A 17,348-nucleotide genomic window follows, 5' to 3' on the forward strand; every position below is an offset into this window, starting at 1 on the left:
CCAACGGGCGCTTCGGGTCGTGCGCGTCGCGCCGATCAGGCCGGAGTGCGGCGCTGCCAGCCGCGGATCTCCTGGAGGTAGGGGCCGGGCAGTTGCGCCGCCTGCCCCGCCGCGAGCACGGCTTCGAGATAGCCCGGCCGCGGCAGGCCGCCGGCTCCGCTCCGGCCGAGATAGATCAAGGCGCGTTTCGTGCCGCCATCGCCGACGATCGGCTGATACGCCTTCACGTAGAGGCCGCTCGCCACGCCCTCGTAGCGGTCGAGGGCCGGTACGTCGGAGAGCGCGAGTTCCCACAGCACGCCCCACACGGTGGCGCCCGGGGCGCGGACCACGGAGGCCCAGCCCTCGCGCATGATGATGAAGCGGTGCCGCGGCAGGCGCCCGCGCCCGATCAGCCGCGAGGCCGGGCAGCGCTGGGCCATGGCGGCGGCGTCCATGTTGGCGCCGTAGGCGAAATAGAGGGGCATGGCTTTTCGGCAGAGGGGGGCGGCGCGCCTACGCGCCGGGTGTCCGATACTCGCGTTCTAAGTCGCGTCGGATTGCCCATTCGTTGAGGTGCACGTCCGCGTAGGCCCCCGCGAGAACGACGGCCGGTATGACGAAGGTGACGAAGATCTCACCCGAACTCACGGCCGAAGACTCCGCGGCGCGCCTCTTGCCGCCCGATATAGGCAGAGACCCCGTGCAGAACCAAATCAACGCGAACGCGACGACTCCAAGGCTCAAACTCGGCGCGCTCGCTACGCCGTAACTCAAGGCGGTGACCGGCGTGACGCCGCCGATTACCACGAAGAGCGACGGCGACGTTGTTGAGACCCGTCGCCAGGAGCTTCGTCTGCTCGTTGTGGATCTGGCTCACGGCGACGGGGTGTCGCCGCGTCGATCAGGCGAACTCCAGGATCACAGCATCGACTGCGAGGCTGTCGCCTTCCTTGGCGGCGATCTTGGAGACGGTGCCGTCGCGCTCGGCGCGCAGCACGTTCTCCATCTTCATCGCCTCGACGATGGCCAGCGGCTCGCCGTTCTTCACCTCCTGGCCCTCGGTGACCATGATCTGCTTGACCAGGCCGGGCATCGGGCAAAGGAGCTGCTTGCCGGAGCCGGCATTCTCCTTGACCGGCATCAGGTCGGCGAGTTCGGCCTCGCGGCAGGTGAAGACCCGCGCTTCCGCCGCCGCGCCTGCATGCTGCAGGAACACGCCGTTGAGGAGCGGGCGCACCTGGATCGCGATCGACTGGTCGCCGACCGTGCCGCTCCAGACCGGCGCGCCGGGGCGCCAGTCGCTGCGCACCGGGGCGACCGTGCCGTCGTCGAAGGTGACGATAAGGTCGTTGCCCGCGGTCTCGACGGTGACGTTGAAGCGCTGGCCGGAGAGCACCACCACGCGCTCGCGCTGGAAGGTCAGCAGGCTCGGATCGCGCATCTGGCCGGAGATGCCGCGCTTGCGGATGTTGAGCTTGTGGTCGATCGCCGCCGCGACCGCCGCGAGCCGATGGGCCACTGGCCCCTCGGGCTCGGGTGCGATGAAGCCCTCCGGGAACTCCTCCTTGATGAAGCCCGTCGAGAGCCGGCCTTCGCGCCAGCGGGGATGGGCCATCAGGGTGGCGAGGAAGGGGATGTTGTGGCGGATGCCCTCGATGGCGAAGGCGTCGAGCGCGGTCGCCTGCGCGTCGATGGCTTCCAGGCGGGTCGGCGCCCAGGTGACGAGCTTGGCGATCATCGGATCGTAGTGGATCGCGATCTCGCCGCCCTCCTCCACACCGGTATCGTTGCGCACGGTCGCCCCGCCGAGCGGGCCTTCCTCCGGCGGCTGGTAGGTCGTGAGCCGGCCGATCGAGGGCAGGAAGTTGCGGGTCGGATCCTCGGCATAGACGCGGCTCTCGACCGCCCAGCCGTCGAGCTTCACCTCAGCTTGCGTCAGCGGCAGCTGCTCTCCGGCGGCTACCCGGATCATCAGCTCAACGAGGTCGAGCCCGGTGATCATCTCGGTGACGGGGTGCTCCACCTGAAGGCGGGTGTTCATTTCGAGGAAGTAGAACGACTTGTCCTGGCCGGCGACGAACTCCACGGTGCCGGCGGAGTCGTAGTTCACGGCCTTGGCGAGGGCGACGGCCTGCTCGCCCATCTTCCGGCGGGTCTCCTCGTCGAGGAGCGGCGACGGCGCCTCTTCGATGACCTTCTGGTTGCGGCGCTGGATCGAGCACTCGCGCTCGCCGAGATAGATCACGTTGCCGTGCTTATCGCCGATCACCTGGATCTCGATGTGGCGCGGGTCGGTGATGAACTTTTCCACGAACACCCGGTCGTCGCCGAACGAGGACGAGGCCTCGGACTTGGCGCGGGCGAAGCCCTCGGCGACCTCGTCGGCCGATTCGGCGATGCGCATGCCCTTGCCGCCGCCGCCGGCCGATGCCTTGATCATCACCGGATAGCCGATCTCGTCGGCGATGGTCACGGCGTGCTCAGGGCTCTCGATCACGCCGAGGAAGCCCGGCACCGTCGAGACGTTGGCCGCGGCCGCGGCCTTCTTCGATTCGATCTTGTCGCCCATGGCGGCGATGGCGCCGGGATTTGGGCCGATGAAGACGATGCCGGCCTCGGCCAGCGCCTTCGGGAACGCCTCGCGCTCGGAGAGGAAGCCGTAGCCCGGATGGACCGCCTGGGCGCCGGTCTGCTTGCAGGCGTCGATAATCTTGTCGATCAGGAGATAGGACTGCGCGGCGGGTGCCGGGCCGATATGCACCGCCTCGTCGGCCATGGCGACGTGGACCGCATCACGGTCGGCGTCCGAATAGACCGCCACCGTCTTGATGCCCATCTTCCGGGCCGTCTTGATGATGCGGCAGGCGATTTCGCCCCGGTTGGCAATCAGGATCTTATCGAACATCGCAGCCGCTTCTTGAGGGAGACTGTCTCGGCCTGCCCCTCCCGAAGGCAAGCCCGAACGCATCCCGATAAAGCAGTTGCGCGAGAGACGGAAGCTGTGCGCCACTCCCCAAAAGGCCAGCTTCGATGAAATCCGATTGAAGGGCGGTCAATTCGAATTTCGACGGTGCCCGGATGCTGGCCGCAGGGCCGATGCCGTCGCCGCATCGGGCCTCAAAACTGAATTCATCATGCAGCGCAGGGCAGGCGACCGGTGCGGCACGCGACGGACTTAGCAGCCGCGCTCTTGGCGGTGGCACTCTTGGCCTTGAGGGCAAAGGCGATCAGCGTCTCGTCGCTGGTCTCGGCTTCGCGCACGATCTCCATGGCGATGCGGCTGCCAAGCGCCGTCGGGCCCTTGCGGCCGGCGATGGAGGCAGAGAGCCACGCGGACATCTCGCGGGTGATGATGCCGGTGGGGCGCTCGCCGTAAACGGCGAAGTTCACGACTTCCGCGGTGACGAAGGCGGAGAAGCCCTCGTGGGTGTCGGTGACGGCGCGGTCGAGCGCCAGCAGCAGGTCGGCCTCGTCGCGGCCCATGATGCCGTCGGGGAGGATGTCGCGGGCGAGTTCGCGAACGTCGTCCTGGTTCAGGCTGCCGGCGTCGACGATGCGGGTGCAGAACAGTTCAAGCGCAGTGTTGGTCATGGTCTGGTGCCTTTCGAGTTCGTCGTTGCCGGTGTTCGTTCGTGTCTGTGCTGACATTACGGACCGACAACGCTCGAAGAGGTTAATGGCTAAATCTGAACCCGTGTTCAGGTAAACGGCTGCTCACGATTGAGCCTTTCGAAAAGCTTGCTTTGCGAAAGTAAGACTCTCTTCAGCGAACCACGACCTTCGTCCCGACCGGCACGCGCTCGTAGAGGTCCATCACGTCCTCGTTGAGCATGCGGATGCAGCCGGAGGAGACCGCCTGCCCGATCGTCTCCGGCTCGTTGGTGCCGTGGATACGGTAGAGCGTGTCCTTGCGATTCTGGGCGAGATAGAGAGCGCGGGCGCCGATCGGGCTGAACGGGCCGCCCTCCAGGCGCGGCGGCAGATCCGGGTGGCGGCCGATCATCTCCGGGGCCGGGTTCCAGTCCGGCCATTCGAGCTTGCGGTCGATCTCAGCCCGTCCGGTCCATTCGGCTCCTGCCCGGCCGATCGAGACGGGGTAGCGCATCGCCTTTCCGCCGGGCTGCACGAGGTAGAGCCGCCGCTCGGCCGTCTCGACGACGAGGGTGCCGACGGGCTCGCGGGTCGCGAAATCGACGGTGGTGCGGGCCAGAGCCGGATCGAGCGCGGCTTTCGGCGCCAGCTTCATCCAGGCCGCATCCCGCTCCGGCCCTGGCGGCAGGGGCGGAACGGCGGGCAACTCGGCAACCACGGGGACGGGTGGAGCGACCTGCGCCGTCTGCGACTGGCAGGCCGCCAGGGGCACGAGCCCCACGAGAAGAGCGAGGGCGGGTGAAGCGCGCATGACGGGGGGCCGGTCGTTCGAAGAAACCACCGCAGGTTGAAGGATCGTTTGTGGCCAAGCTTGGACCGTGGCACGGCCGGTTGTGGACGAGATCGATCCGCGGCCTGGGCACGGTTTGCGCTGTTGCGCGCGGGCGACAAGATCGACAAGTTCGAGACAGCGAGCGCGGTGGCAGGTCCGGCGGAAGATCGGACACGCCGCATCGGCAGCAACACGCTCGCCCCGCTTTCGCAGGGCGGCAGGTGACGAGGCGGGGCGCCCGAACGGGCATCACCGTCTTGGGCACCGGGAGAAACGGCCCTGAGCACCCTCTACGTCACCCATCCGAGCGCCGTCGAACACGCGGTCCCGACCGGTCATCCCGAGCGGCCCGCCCGCATGCAGGCGGTCGAGCGCGCGCTCGAGAACGAGCGCTTTGCCGCCCTCGTGCGCTGCCACGCGCCCAAGGCCGAGGCGGCGACCGCCGAACTCGTCCACCCGGCCTCCTTCGTCGAGACCATCGTCGCGGCCTCGCCGGACGAGGGCTTCTTCCAGATCGACGGCGACACGCTGATGTCGCCGGGTTCGCTCAATACCTGCCTGCACGCCATCGGTGGATCGAACCACGCGGTCGATGCGGTGATGAAGGGCGAGTGCGCCAACGCCTTCGTCGCCATGCGCCCGCCCGGCCACCACGCCGAACGCGAACGCGCCATGGGCTTCTGCCTGTTCAACCACGCGGCGATCGCCGTGCGCCACGCCCAGAAGGCATTCGGCGCCACGCGCGTCGCGCTGGTGGATTGGGATGTCCACCACGGCAACGGCTCGCAGGACATCTTCTGGGCCGACAAGACCGTGATGTACGCCTCGACCCACCAGATGCCGCTGTTTCCCGGCTCCGGCGCCACGGGTGAGCGCGGCGACCACGACACCATCGTCAACGCGCCGCTCAAGGCGTTCGACGGCAGCGAATTGTTTCGCGAGGCGTTCGAGGCGCGCATCCTGCCGCGGCTCGACGCCTTCGCGCCGGATCTCATCGTGATCTCGGCCGGGTTCGACGCCCACAAGCTCGATCCGCTGGCCAACATCCAGCTTGAGGAGGCGGATTTCGGCTGGGCCACGCGGCGGCTGATGGAGGTCGCCGACCGGCACGCGGGCGGGCGCATCGTCTCGATCCTGGAGGGCGGCTACAGCCTCGACGGGCTCGCCCGCTCGGTTGCCGCGCACATGGATGCGCTGATGGGGCGGTGACGGGCACCGCCCCGGCTCGTTCGGCCTATCGGTGGGCGAGGATCAGGGTGATGAGAACGGCGGCGACGCTGAGGAACATCACGCTGCCGAGGATCGCTCCGGTCACGGCGTTCGCCGACACGTAGGTTCCGGCGACGCGGCTCAGCGCCGGTACGACCCCGTGCCGGTCGGCGGCACGGCCGGGATGCCCGCAGGAGGGGCAAGCGAAGGCTTTCTCCGAGACGCGGTGATCGCAGGCGGAACAGGGGACGAGGGCCATGCGATGCTCCCTTCCGTTGGGCAGCGATGTCGCCGCCTCACCGGACCTGGGAACGGCCGCGCTTGGCCGCAAGAGGTGAAACGAGTGTCCGAGTGGGCGCCGAGCTCGGTGCGTATCCCCTCGCCCCGCATGCGGGGAGAGGGGCACCCCCGTCGGCGCGGGCAGCCGCTTACCCTTCCAGCGGCTCCTCGCTCACCAGCTCGATGCCGAAGCCCGACAGTCCGACATAGGAGCGCGACGAGGACGAGAGGTTGCGGATCGAGACGACGCCGAGGTCGCGCAGGATCTGCGCGCCCAGACCCACCTCGCGCCACTGGCGCACGCGCTGCGCCTCCGCGCCCTCCTCAGCGTACCGGTTGAGCGGGACGCCCGCCGTGCCGTCACGCAGGTAGACGAGGATGCCGCGGCCTTCCTTGGCAAAGCGCCGCATCACGCTCTCGATCTGCCCGCCGCCCTCGATCACGTCGGCGACGACGTTCGAGCGGTGCAGGCGCACCGGCACGTTGCGGCCGTCGCCGATGGCGCCGTGGACGAAGGCGAATTGCTGGATCGGCTCGAACGGCGTGACGTAGGCGTAGCCGGTCATCGCGCCGAACTCGGTCTTGACCGGGAAGGAGCCGACCCGCTCGACTAGCCGGTCGCGGGCCTGCCGGTAGGCGATGAGATCGGCCACCGAGACGCGCTTGAGGCTATGCTGCTCGGAAAACGCATCGATCTGCGGCCCCTTCATCACGGTGCCGTCGTCGTTGGCGAGTTCGCAGATCACGCCCACCGGCGGCAGACCGGCGAGCTTGCACAGATCGACCGCCGCTTCCGTATGCCCGGAGCGCATCAGCACGCCGCCGTCGCGGGCGATGAGCGGAAAGACGTGGCCGGGCCGCACGAAGTCGCCCGCGCCCATGTTGCCGTTGGCCAGCGCACGAACGGTGTTGCAGCGTTGCTCGGCCGAGATGCCGGTGGTCAGCCCGTGGCGCACGTCCACCGTCACGGTGAAGGCCGTGCCGAGCGGCGCATCGTTCGAGGCCACCATCGGATCGAGGTGGAGACGGCGCGCCTCGTCTAGGGTGATCGGCGCGCAGACGATGCCGCAGGTGTTGCGGATGATGAACGCCATCTTCTCCGGCGTGCAGAGCGAGGCGGCGACGACGAGGTCGCCCTCGTTCTCGCGGTCGTCGTCGTCGGTGACGACCACGATCTCGCCGCGGGCGAAGGCTTCGATGGCCTCGGTGACGCTGCAATGGGGCACGGGCTTCGTCTCGTTCAGCGGTTCGAAAGGAGCAGTCAGGCGCGTTCGCCGTTCTGCCCGCGATGGCGAAGATAATGGTCGGCCAGCACGCAGGCCATCATCGCCTCGGCAACGGGGACGGCGCGGATGCCGACGCAGGGGTCGTGACGGCCCTTAGTGATGAGATCGATCTCGGCCAAGTCGCGGTTCACGCTCTGGCGCGGGGTCAGGATCGAGGAGGTCGGCTTCACGGCAAAGCGTACCACGACCGGCTCGCCCGACGAGATGCCGCCCAGGATACCGCCGGCATGGTTGGCGAGGAAGCGCGGGCGGCCGTCATTGCCGGCGCGCATCTCGTCGGCATTGTCCTCGCCGCGCAGAGCCGCGGCGGCGAAGCCGTCGCCGATCTCGACGCCCTTGACCGCGTTGATCGACATCATCGCCGCAGCAAGATCCGCGTCGAGCTTGCCGTAGATCGGTGCGCCTAGTCCGGGCGGCACGCCCTCGGCGGTCACCTCGATCACCGCGCCGACCGAGGAACCGTCCTTTCGGATTCCGTCGAGATAGGTCTCGTAGAGTGCCGCCGCCTTCGCGTCGGGGCAGAAGAACGGATTTTGGCCGACCTGCCCCCAATCCCAGTTCGCGCGGTCGATGGCGTGCGGCCCCATCTGCACCAGGGCGGCGCGTATGGTGATGCCGGGGATGACCTTGCGCGCGATGGCGCCGGCCGCGACCCGCGCCGCGGTCTCCCGTGCCGAGGAGCGTCCCCCGCCGCGGTAATCGCGGATGCCGTACTTCGCGTCGTAGGTGAAGTCGGCGTGGCCGGGGCGGTAGCTGTCGCGAATTTCCGAATAGTCTTTTGAGCGCTGGTCGGTGTTCTCGATCATCAGCGCGATCGGCGTGCCGGTGGTGAGCTGAAGCCCGCCGGTGCGGTCGTCGCTGAACACGCCGGACAGGATCTTCACCTGATCGGGCTCGCGCCGCTGGGTGGTGAAGCGCGACTGGCCGGGCTTGCGCCGGTCGAGTTCCGCCTGGATCTCCTCGGCCTCCAGCGCGAGGCCGGGCGGGCAACCATCCACCACGCAGCCGAGCGCCACCCCGTGGCTCTCGCCGAAGGTGGTGACGCGGAACAGGTGGCCGAAGGTGTTGTGCGACATGGCGCGCGTGCCTTAGCGCGGGATGCCGCGAAGGGCCAGCTTTCGGCTGCGACGCCTGCCCTGCTTCAGAGTATGAGCCCACCCCGCGCCTTCAGCGCCCGATAGGCGGCGAGGCCGGTGGCGAGGTCGGTGCGCAGGCGCCGCTCGTCGCCGAGTTCGGCCAGCTCGTAGGTCCGGCCGAGGATGTGGGCGGCCTCGTAGCCCTCGGGCAACTCGCCTGCGGTGCCGAGTGTGATCGCCGGAACCGGCATGACATCCGAGAAGTCCGAGAGCCGTTCGCGCAGCCGGGCTCCGCTGGCGCGCAGATGCTCGCCCGAGCGCGGCCCGTGCTCGCGGATCGCCGCCACCGTCCCTTGCGCCAGCGAGAGATGCACCGCCTCGCGATGCGCCGGGAACAGGTAGACGAGATAGTAGCCGCTTGTGGCGCTGGTGGTCACGGCGGGGTCGAACACCGCGAGCCACGGCACCGCGGCCCAATGGCTGCCGCGGCCGGGGCTGCCCTTGACGAGGAACGGCCCGTCGAGCGGCGCCAGCGCCCGGCGCAACTCGTCGGGCGCGCCTTTTCGGATCACGTGCGCGAGCGGATGCCCGGCCGGCGGATCGGTGCGCGCGAGCGGATATTCCTCGACGATGCGGCGCAGGGCGTGGCCAAGACTCAACGGGTGGGGCTCACGGCTCGGAAACGACCCCGCCCGTGACCGGTGCGGCGACGCCCGTGGTCGTCGGGTAGGTGAGCGGCAGGCCTTCTAGCGCGCGCAGCGCGAGATAGGCGAAGGCCTGCGCCTCCAGAAAGTCGGAGGACCAGCCGATGTCGTCCGCGTTCAGCACCTCGGCGTCGAGGAGCCGTTCCAGCATCGCCATCAGCGTGCGGTTCTTCGCGCCTCCGCCCCCGACGATCCAGCGGGTCGGGTGTTCGCTGGCGAAACTGAGGCTGCGGGCAACCGCGTGGGCGCTGAAGGCCGTCAGCGTCGCCGCGCCATCCTCGACCGTGAGGTAGCCGGCGAGCCGGTGCGAGAACCAGTTGCGGTCCAGCGATTTCGGTGGCGCGCGCCGGATCAGCGGGTGGCCGAGCAGGTTTTCTAGCAGATCGTCGTCCACCGTGCCGCGGGCGGCGGTGGCGCCGCCCTCATCGAAATCCTGGCCCACCCGCTCCTTCATCCAGTCGTTGATCGGGCCATTGCCCGGCCCCGTATCGAAGGCGAGCAGGGTACCGCTCGAATCGATCAGGGTGGCGTTGGCGAGCCCGCCGATATTGAGGATGCCGAGCGGGCCGGCGAATCCCGCGGCCTCGGCCAGCGCCTTGTGGAACACCGGCACCAAGGGCGCACCCTGCCCGCCCTGCGCCACGTCGTTGGCGCGCATGTCGGACACGACGCGGATGCCGAGGCGCTTGGCCAGGGCCGCGCCGTCGCCCACCTGAACCGTAAGCCCGAGCTTCGGACGGTGGATCACCGTCTGGCCGTGGAAGCCGACGACGTCGATATCCTCGGGCCGAAGATCGTGCTCCGCCAGGAACGCTTCGATGGCCTCGGCATGGGCGCGGGTGACGAACGCTTCCGCCTCCGCGAGGCGTCCCGGCCGGTCGGTGCGCGCCCGCAGCCCTTCCGCGTCGCGGGTCGCCTCGCGCAGCAGCGCCTTCTCGGCCTCGCCGTAGCCGCGATAGCCCGTCGGGCCGAGCGGTGCGACGAAGCCGTTGGCGGATTTGACGAGGCGGATGCGCTCGCCGTCGCTCTCGATCAGCGCTACGTCGATCCCGTCGAGAGACGTGCCGCTCATCAGGCCGATCGCGCGCTTCATCGCCATGGCCGCCCCTCTCCGCCGTTCCGGCTCGTGCCTTTCGCGGCCTGCCCTGCTAAGAGCCCGCGCGAGCGCTTCCCCTCGCGGGATAGCATTCCGGCCGCGCCCCTGTCGCGCCGCCAAACCATCCGAGACCGATCACGATGACCGCCGAGAGCTTCGCGCCGAAATCCGACTTCATCCGGGTGCTGCAGGAGCGCGGCTACATCCATCAAGCCTCGGATCTCGCCGGCATCGACGCGCTGGCGGCGGAAGGGGGGCTGACGACCTATACCGGCTACGATTGTACGGCGGCCTCGCTCCATGTCGGCCACCTGCTCTCGATCATGATGCTGCACTGGCTGCAGCAGACCGGCGGCCGGCCGGTCGTGCTGATGGGCGGCGGCACCACCCGCGTCGGCGATCCCTCGGGGCGCGACGAGGCGCGCAAGATCCTGACGCTGGAGCAGATCGAGGCCAACAAGGACGGCATCAAGCAGACCTTCTCCCGCTTCCTCTCCTTCGGCGAGAGCGGCAACGGGGCGGTCATGGTCGACAACGCCGAGTGGCTGACGAAGCTCAACTACATCGAGATGCTGCGCGACATCGGCCGGCATTTCTCGGTCAACCGCATGATGTCGATGGACAGCGTGCGGATGCGGCTGGAGCGCGACCAGGAGCTGTCGTTCCTCGAATTCAACTACATGATCCTGCAATCCTACGACTTCGTGGAGCTGAACCGCCGCCTCGGCACCCGCCTGCAGATGGGCGGGTCGGACCAGTGGGGCAACATCGTCAACGGCATCGATCTCGGCCGCCGCATGGGCACGCCGCAGCTCTATGCCCTGACCTGCCCGCTGCTGACGACGTCGTCGGGCGCCAAGATGGGCAAGACCGCGGCCGGTGCCGTTTGGCTCGATGCCGGGATGCTCTCGCCTTACGATTACTGGCAGTTTTGGCGGAACACCGAGGACGCCGATGTCGGGCGCTTCCTCAAGCTGTTCACGCTGCTGCCGCTGCCTGAGATCGAGCGCCTCGCCACGCTTCAGGGCGCCGAGATCAACGAGGCCAAGACGATCCTCGCCACCGAGGCGACGGCGCTCATGCACGGCGCGGAGGCAGCCTCGGCTGCCGCCGAGACCGCCCACAAGACCTTCGTCGAGGGCACGCTGGCGCAATCCCTACCGACTATTCCCGTGCCGTCCGCGGTGATCGAGGCGGGACTTGGCGTGCTCACTGCTTTCGGCCCGGACTACGCCAAGCTCGTCCCCTCGACCAGCGAGGCGCGCCGCCAGATCAAGGGCGGCGGCTTGCGGGTCAACGACGTACAGGTGAGCGACGAGAAGGCGGTGTTGCGGACCGAAGACCTGACGGCGGAGGGCGTGATCAAGCTTTCGTTCGGACGCAAGAAGCACGTGCTGCTGCGGCCGGAATAGCCGCTCCGCTCGACCGGTACGGGGGGCTGCGCCCCGTGCCCCTCAGGCGGCCTGAAGCCCGCGCACGCGGGCGAAGCCGACCATCTTGCGCGCTTCTTCGTCCCAGAGCGCCAGCTTCAGGCAGCGCAGGCTCTCGCGCAGGGTCAGGCGGCCCACCCGCCCGAGAACCTCGTGGCCGTCGAGGCATTCCTGCAAGCGGTAGTTCGGGATGCGGCTGTTGAGGTGGTGCACGTGGTGCAGGCCGACATTGCCGGTGAACCACTGAAGGACCCGCGGCAGCGCGTAGTAGGAACTGCCGCCGAGCGCCACCCGGTGGAAGTCCCAGGCGTCGGCTTCCTCCCAGACGGTCTCCTCATACTGGTGCTGGACATAGAACAGCCAGCCGCCGATCCAGGCGGCGACGGTGATCACCGGCAGGAACACCCAGAGCACCGGCCCAATGCCGCCGGCCGCGAGCGCCAGCAGCGCAAAGGCCGCGATGAGCACGGCGTCGAGTGCCAGCACGTCGCGCCACGCCGTCCGCCACGGGAGTCCCACGCCGGAGGGCAGGCGCTGCAGGATGAGGAAGTTGATCGGAGAGCCGAGCACGATCAGGATGAACGGATTGCGGTAGAGCCGATAGCGCAGCCGGCCCCAGCGCGGCAGCGCGAGGTACTCTCGCACGGTCAAGGTATGGACATCGCCGGTGCCGCGGCGGCTGAGATCGCCGGTAGTGGCGTGATGCAGGGCATGCGCGCGCTTCCAGCTGTCGTAGGGCGTCACCGTCAGCAGGCTCAAGGCGCGACCGAGCCCATCGTTGCCGCGGCGTGACGGCAGAAACGAGCCGTGCCCGCAATCGTGCTGGATGATGAAGAGTCTCACCAGGAGGCCGCCCGCCGGCACGGCCAGCGGCAGGGCGAGAAGCGCGTAGCCGTTCGCCGCCGCGACGAGCATGGCGGCACAGAGGATCAGGTAGGGCAGCAGCGTATCGGCCACCTGCCGAAGGGCCATCCCGGGAATCGGTTCGCGGAACGCGGCGCAATGCCGAGCCACCTCGCGCGCGAGCCGCGCGTCGTCGGTCCGGGAGGCCTCGTCCGCGTGCCGGCCTGTCGCGGTCGGGTTCGATGGTGTGGCAATCACAGTGGCCGGCAATCCTGTTCGTCGAACGCCTTGCGAGGCGGGATAGGCGTGCGAAGAAACCGACCGCGTGATGCGGAGGGGGCCGATGCCGTCGGTCCCGTTTCCACGGTCCGGACGGGTCTTCATCGACGTTGGGGGCGAGCCGCTCCGAGGGTGCGACCCACTCAGCCGCGCGCCATGACCTCGCAGGGAATTACGTCGAAAAAAATCTCTTCCCCGCCCTTCGATATCGCTGCGATGAGCGCCGGGCTCGGACGCGGTCACCGGTCAGGCCGTACAAACCGGTTGGCCTCAAGCCCGTATGCGAAAGGCCGAACCTTGGAAAGGCGCGACTTGAAGCACCGTTCCGCCTCCGATCCGCGTCGGTTTTCGATGCGGTCTCCTGCGCGTGCCTCATGAGGCTCAACGCGCTCGATGAGGGTCGCTGTCACCCAGCGCTGTTGTGTCGCGTCGGGTCCGTTCGAGGCCGCTCTCAGCGCAGTTCGGATATCATCCGCCCCCACCCCGATCGGACTCTCCAAGCGGTCGGAGGGCCTGAGTTCCGAATCCTACCGTTCCGGCCCGTCCTGCGTTGCGCCGGTCGCGAAGGCGTCGCCACTGCCGGCGCCGAAGAGCTTGCGCAGGAAGCCGGGGGCGACCGCCGAGAGCGGGTTCACGTTGACCGTCGGTTTGGCGATCGGCCCCGAGACGTTGAAGTTCACCGCGAACAGGCCCTCGTTGCTGCCGCCCGCGAGCAGCGGCCCGAACAAAGGCACCTGCGCCACCACGTTGTTGAGCCCGTAGAGCGGCACGAAGGTGCCGTCGATCTGCGTGCGCTCCTTGGCGGTGTCGAGCCAGCCGCCGGCAGTGAAGCCCATCGCCGCGTTCGAGATCGCCGCGTCGGAAAAGCTCACCCGCGGGCCGTTGCGGGTGAAGTTCGCGCGCATCTTGTCGAAGTTGACGTCATTGGCGTTGGGGGCCGCCCGCCGTCCGTCCGAGGGCGGCGGCGCCTGGGCGACGATGCTCGACAGGGCCGGCTCGTTGCGCAGGGCGAAATCCTTGATCTGGACGACGCCGGCCTGCGGGCCGTCGTTGAGGTAGATGTTGAGCGCGAGCCGCCCGCCATACATCCGCTTGTAGATGTCGAGGAAGCGCAGCGTCGAACCGGAATCGGCGGAGTCGAGGGTCAGCAGCGGTGCGCCGCGCTCGCTCCGGACTACGGCACTGAGCGGTGCACCGCCGAAACGACCCTTGAACTGGGCGGCGCGCAGATCCCCCCCCTTGAAGCTTGCCTTCAGCGTCGCGTTGGTGAGGGACTCACCGTTGAAGCCGGAGATGATGTTGGCGGCGATATCCGCCTCGATGTCCTTGCCGGGATCCTTGCTGCCTTTGCCGTCGTCCGTCATGCCCTTGAGGAAGGGCCGTGCATCGACGACGGCGCCCTTTACCGCGACCTTGTAGGTCGAGCCGGCCCGGTCGAGGCTGACGCGCATGTCGTCGCCCGGCGAGAGCTTGAGCGCGGTCAGGTCCGCCCGCTCCAGATTGCCGTCGGCCGAGATCGTGGCGCTGCCGCGGGCGAGCGCGGGCGCGGCGTCGAGGGTGATGTCGCGCAGCTCCATGCCGCCGCCCGCTACCTCCACCAAGGTGAAGCCGAGGCGCCCGGCCTTGCCCGCGGGCTTGGTCCAGCCGGGCATCAGCCCGTTGATCGAGGCGCGGGTCAGGTCCGCCTCGACCCGGGCCGGCGGCTTGCCGGCGGAGGCGGGGCGCCCCACCGGCACCACGACCCGTGCCGGAATGACGCCGCCGAGCTGGGGCGCGGTCGGCAGCCCGCGCTTGGCCCGGAAGGCGTCGTCGAGATTCAGGCTCACCACCGCCTCGCCGGGGGCGCCGGGCTTGGGCTGCTTCAGGTCGATGGCAACGGCGGCGCCGAGCAGCCGCCCGTCGCCCTTGAGGGCGAAGCCGCTGCGGTCGAAGGAGAGCGTGAAGCGGCCCGCTTCGAAGCGGTCCTTGCCGACCGCCTTGTCCATGCTGAATTCGGTGACGGAGCCGGTCAGCGTTACCGGCATCTCGGCGAGATCGGGCACATGTTTGAGGTTGATCGGCACGTCGAGGCGCAGATCTGCCTTGCCCTTCAGCGTGGCCGGATCGATGTCGGCGCCGGTGAGCCCCTTGAACATCGGGGTTTCGAGAAGCGCGGCCAGCGAATCGACCGAGCCGGACAGCCGCAGGCCGAGATGAGCGATGATCTTGTCCGGCTGCGGATCGCGGATCAGGAAGGAGGCGTCCGAGATCGTCAGGGCCCGCGTGTCGGAGAGGCGGATCTCGGCGGTGGCGTTCTGGATCGTCGTGCTGCGGCCGGTGATCGTGCCGGTGACCCGGCCGTGGCTCAGGGGCGGCGCATCCTGAGAGACGTTCAGGCTGGCATCCGAGACCGCGAAGGTCACGTTGAGCGCGGCATCCGGCATTGGGTCACCGCGGGTCGCCGCAGCGAGTTCCGGTCCGCTCATGTCGATCTGGATGTCGGCCTGATCGAGCCGTCCGCCGCGCAGCTCGTCCACGAGGTAGTTGCGCACGCCCGGCGCGATGTTCTCCGGCCAGAGCCGCATGGCCTTGCGGCCGTCGGTGTCGTTGGCGACGATGTGCAGGGTGATGCCCTCGTCGTCGGCCCGCGTGCCGATCGTCCCGCTCAGGCGGCCGTGCAGGCCGTCGCCCGCCAGCGCGATTGACTCGATGTTCACGCCCCCCGCCCGGCCGGTGATCCGCCCGCTGATCTCGCCGACGCGGAAGGACGGGTCGCTGCGGGCGGCGCCGCGCAGCAGGGCATCCTTGCCTGAAAAATCGAGCGTCCAGGCATCCTCGGCTCCGGGCGGGCCGATTGCGAAGGCGCCGGTGAGGTGCGCGTCGTTGCCGCCGCCCTTGTAGTCGATGGCGGAGATGGCCAGTGCGCGCCGCGCTTCGTCCCAGCCCGCCTCGGCGCGCAACTCGTCGATGACGACCGGGTTGAAGTCCTTCTCGTCGATGAGGAGCGTGCCGCCGCCGGTCTTCACCTCGGCCTTCATCGTTTCGATGCGGCCGCCCGACAGCGAAACGTCGGCTCGGGCCGAGAACTTGAGATCGGTCTCCACCGGCATCTTCGAGTGGCCGGACAGCAGCAAGAGATCGGTGACGGGCAGGTCGTCCAGGGTGATGACGCCCGCGCGCCGCCCCTCCCCCGCCTCATGGACGCGCCCGCCGAAGCGCCACTCGCCGTTGGGCCCGTCGATGCGCAACTCGAACACCCGCGAATCGTCGCTGGTGCCGCGGCGGAACAGGCCATTCACCCGCTCGAAGGTGGCCTGATGCCGGGCATCGTCGACGAGGGTCAGGCGTCCGTTGGTGATCCGCGCCCGGTCGAGGGCGCCGATGACGCCGGCCGGATCGAGCACCACACCGAAGATCGAGGCGACCGCCGCCGAGACCGGCGAGACGGTGCCGCGCGCGGCGTCCACGCTCGGCAGGGTGTGAGGCTTGGCTGCCTCCCCTGCCCCTTCCCCGAGCGTCGGTGACGAGGCCGCGAAGGCGATGGAGCCATCGTCGTGGACGAGGGCAGTCATCTCGATGTCGCGGAATTCGATGGAGCGCGGCTGGACCGAAAGGCGCAGCAGACTCCACGTATCGAGGCTGACCACGGCAAGCGGGGCGCGCACCACCAGCGCGCCCTCCGGGTTGAAGATGTCGAGCCCGCCGACCCGGAGTGCCAGCGAGGATTCGCTGTCGAGTTCGAGCGCGCTGTCGCGCAACGCCACGCGCCAGCCCGGCCCGAAGCGGCCCGCCACCGCCTCGGCGACCTGATGCGTCAGGCCGTCGATGCGCAGCGGGCCCTGCGACAATCGCAGGGCGACGAGCCCGCCGCCGAGCCCGAGCAGGAAGACGAGGAGCAGCGCGCACCACAGCACCGGCCGCCGACGGCGGCGCGCTTGGCGCGGCGCAGGCGCCTCGACCGCCTCCTGGAGCAGGGTCCTGGCCGTTTCCTGATCCATCACTCGTTCGCTGCTGCACCCGTGGGTTCGGGCGGAGGTCCGTTTGCCGCGGCCTCTTTCCTCAGGATTCGAACCACTCCGGCATGGCGTCCCGGGAGGTCTGCGTGCATGGGGTCAGCCACACCATCAATCGGCCGAAAGGAAGGCGAGATGCCGCTGGAAACTGGCAATCCCGCACCTCTGTTCTCGTTACCCGGAGCGGGGGGAGAGACCATCTCTCTCGAAAGTCTACGCGGTCACAAAGTCGTGCTTTACTTCTATCCCAAGGACGACACGAGCGGTTGCACTCTCGAGGCGCAGAACTTCAACGCCCAGAGCGAGGCCTTCGCCGCGGCCGGGGCGAAGGTGGTCGGGGTCTCACCGGACTCCGTCAAAAGTCACGATAAATTCAGGACGAAGTACGGGCTGACCTTTCCGCTCGCCTCCGACGAAGCCAAATCGATGCTGGAAGCTTACGGCGTCTGGGTCGAGAAGAGCATGTACGGCCGAAAATATATGGGCGTGGAGCGTACGACCCTGCTCATCGACCGCGAGGGGCGGATCGCGCGGATCTGGCACAAGGTGAAGGTGCCGGGCCATGTCGAGGAGGTTCTGGCGGCTGTTCAGGCATTGGCCTGAAGACGGATCGCCCGCCGACATCACCCCGAAAGGCGAGCATCGGCTCTCGGGATGGTGCAATGTTGCAGGCGGAAGCTTCTTGTCTCCTTCGGGGCGGCGGATCGCTCGGAAATGCGAGGCTTCCTTAACCTTAATCGTCTGTGATC

The 17,348-nt window shown here is 68.6% G+C and carries 14 protein-coding genes; 3 read left to right on the plus strand and 11 right to left on the minus strand.

Going from position 1 to position 17,348, the window contains the following annotated elements; all coding sequences use genetic code 11:
- Nucleotides 1-35 precede the first annotated feature (35 nt).
- The 4 genes from MKK50_RS12900 to MKK50_RS12915 form a co-directional block, all read right to left on the minus strand.
- The gene (locus MKK50_RS12900; RefSeq protein WP_253371382.1) at nt 36-467 is read right to left on the minus strand and encodes a gamma-glutamylcyclotransferase family protein; all 432 of its coding nucleotides are present in this window, start codon (nt 465-467) and stop codon (nt 36-38) included.
- Between the two features lie 416 nt (nt 468-883).
- A complete protein-coding gene (locus MKK50_RS12905; protein ID WP_499022784.1) occupies nt 884-2,887 on the minus strand; it encodes an acetyl-CoA carboxylase biotin carboxylase subunit in 2,004 nt (667 codons plus the stop codon).
- A gap of 227 nt (nt 2,888-3,114) precedes the next feature.
- On the minus strand, nt 3,115-3,573 hold the full coding sequence (locus MKK50_RS12910; RefSeq protein ID WP_499022786.1) for a hypothetical protein: 459 nt from the start codon (nt 3,571-3,573) through the stop codon (nt 3,115-3,117).
- Nucleotides 3,574-3,745: 172 nt separating this feature from the next.
- The gene (locus tag MKK50_RS12915; RefSeq protein WP_499022788.1) at nt 3,746-4,384 is read right to left on the minus strand and encodes a L,D-transpeptidase; all 639 of its coding nucleotides are present in this window, start codon (nt 4,382-4,384) and stop codon (nt 3,746-3,748) included.
- Nucleotides 4,385-4,762: 378 nt separating this feature from the next.
- Here MKK50_RS12915 and MKK50_RS12920 point away from each other — a divergent pair, with 378 nt between their 5' ends.
- Nucleotides 4,763-5,614: a histone deacetylase family protein gene (locus MKK50_RS12920; RefSeq protein WP_253371392.1), complete on the plus strand. Its 852-nt coding sequence runs from the start codon at nt 4,763-4,765 to the stop codon at nt 5,612-5,614.
- 25 nt (nt 5,615-5,639) lie between these two features.
- On the opposite strand, the gene MKK50_RS12925 is transcribed toward MKK50_RS12920, so the two are convergent.
- From MKK50_RS12925 to MKK50_RS12945, 5 genes are all read right to left on the minus strand, one after another.
- Nucleotides 5,640-5,873: a hypothetical protein gene (locus MKK50_RS12925; RefSeq protein ID WP_499022790.1), complete on the minus strand. Its 234-nt coding sequence runs from the start codon at nt 5,871-5,873 to the stop codon at nt 5,640-5,642.
- A gap of 169 nt (nt 5,874-6,042) precedes the next feature.
- Complete coding sequence (gene ribB, locus MKK50_RS12930) at nt 6,043-7,119, minus strand: 3,4-dihydroxy-2-butanone-4-phosphate synthase (RefSeq protein ID WP_253371395.1); 1,077 nt, start codon at nt 7,117-7,119, stop codon at nt 6,043-6,045.
- 35 nt (nt 7,120-7,154) lie between these two features.
- Nucleotides 7,155-8,255, minus strand: a complete 1,101-nt coding sequence (aroC, locus tag MKK50_RS12935; RefSeq protein ID WP_499022793.1) for a chorismate synthase — start codon at nt 8,253-8,255, stop codon at nt 7,155-7,157.
- A 65-nt stretch (nt 8,256-8,320) separates the two neighbouring features.
- Complete coding sequence (locus tag MKK50_RS12940; RefSeq protein ID WP_499022794.1) at nt 8,321-8,914, minus strand: DUF3578 domain-containing protein; 594 nt, start codon at nt 8,912-8,914, stop codon at nt 8,321-8,323.
- A gap of 10 nt (nt 8,915-8,924) precedes the next feature.
- Entirely contained in the window at nt 8,925-10,058 is a 1,134-nt protein-coding gene (locus MKK50_RS12945; RefSeq protein ID WP_499022796.1) for an anhydro-N-acetylmuramic acid kinase, read from the minus strand.
- Nucleotides 10,059-10,195: 137 nt separating this feature from the next.
- On the opposite strand from MKK50_RS12945, the gene tyrS reads away from it, so the two are divergent.
- The gene (tyrS, locus tag MKK50_RS12950) at nt 10,196-11,467 is read left to right on the plus strand and encodes a tyrosine--tRNA ligase (RefSeq protein WP_499022798.1); all 1,272 of its coding nucleotides are present in this window, start codon (nt 10,196-10,198) and stop codon (nt 11,465-11,467) included.
- 42 nt (nt 11,468-11,509) lie between these two features.
- On the opposite strand, the gene MKK50_RS12955 is transcribed toward tyrS, so the two are convergent.
- Complete coding sequence (locus MKK50_RS12955; protein ID WP_499022799.1) at nt 11,510-12,586, minus strand: fatty acid desaturase; 1,077 nt, start codon at nt 12,584-12,586, stop codon at nt 11,510-11,512.
- Between the two features lie 548 nt (nt 12,587-13,134).
- On the minus strand, nt 13,135-16,584 hold the full coding sequence (locus MKK50_RS12960) for a hypothetical protein (protein ID WP_499022802.1): 3,450 nt from the start codon (nt 16,582-16,584) through the stop codon (nt 13,135-13,137).
- A gap of 150 nt (nt 16,585-16,734) precedes the next feature.
- Here MKK50_RS12960 and MKK50_RS12965 point away from each other — a divergent pair, with 150 nt between their 5' ends.
- Nucleotides 16,735-17,202: a peroxiredoxin gene (locus MKK50_RS12965; protein WP_499022804.1), complete on the plus strand. Its 468-nt coding sequence runs from the start codon at nt 16,735-16,737 to the stop codon at nt 17,200-17,202.
- Nucleotides 17,203-17,348: the final 146 nt, after the last annotated feature.

The organism is Methylobacterium sp. J-043, from assembly GCF_022829505.1.
Classification (GTDB): domain Bacteria; phylum Pseudomonadota; class Alphaproteobacteria; order Rhizobiales; family Beijerinckiaceae; genus Methylobacterium; species Methylobacterium extorquens_A.

Bases quoted from the DNA above. Each gene is read 5' to 3' on its own strand.
- MKK50_RS12900 (WP_253371382.1), bottom strand. From the start codon at position 467: ATGCCCCTCTATTTCGCCTACGGCGCCAACATGGACGCCGCCGCCATG.
- MKK50_RS12905 (WP_499022784.1), bottom strand. From the start codon at position 2,887: ATGTTCGATAAGATCCTGATTGCCAACCGGGGCGAAATCGCCTGCCGC.
- MKK50_RS12910 (WP_499022786.1), bottom strand. From the start codon at position 3,573: ATGACCAACACTGCGCTTGAACTGTTCTGCACCCGCATCGTCGACGCC.
- MKK50_RS12915 (WP_499022788.1), bottom strand. From the start codon at position 4,384: ATGCGCGCTTCACCCGCCCTCGCTCTTCTCGTGGGGCTCGTGCCCCTG.
- MKK50_RS12920 (WP_253371392.1), top strand. From the start codon at position 4,763: ATGCAGGCGGTCGAGCGCGCGCTCGAGAACGAGCGCTTTGCCGCCCTC.
- MKK50_RS12925 (WP_499022790.1), bottom strand. From the start codon at position 5,873: ATGGCCCTCGTCCCCTGTTCCGCCTGCGATCACCGCGTCTCGGAGAAA.
- aroC (WP_499022793.1), bottom strand. From the start codon at position 8,255: ATGTCGCACAACACCTTCGGCCACCTGTTCCGCGTCACCACCTTCGGC.
- MKK50_RS12945 (WP_499022796.1), bottom strand. From the start codon at position 10,058: ATGGCGATGAAGCGCGCGATCGGCCTGATGAGCGGCACGTCTCTCGAC.
- tyrS (WP_499022798.1), top strand. From the start codon at position 10,196: ATGACCGCCGAGAGCTTCGCGCCGAAATCCGACTTCATCCGGGTGCTG.
- MKK50_RS12960 (WP_499022802.1), bottom strand. From the start codon at position 16,584: ATGGATCAGGAAACGGCCAGGACCCTGCTCCAGGAGGCGGTCGAGGCG.
- MKK50_RS12965 (WP_499022804.1), top strand. From the start codon at position 16,735: ATGCCGCTGGAAACTGGCAATCCCGCACCTCTGTTCTCGTTACCCGGA.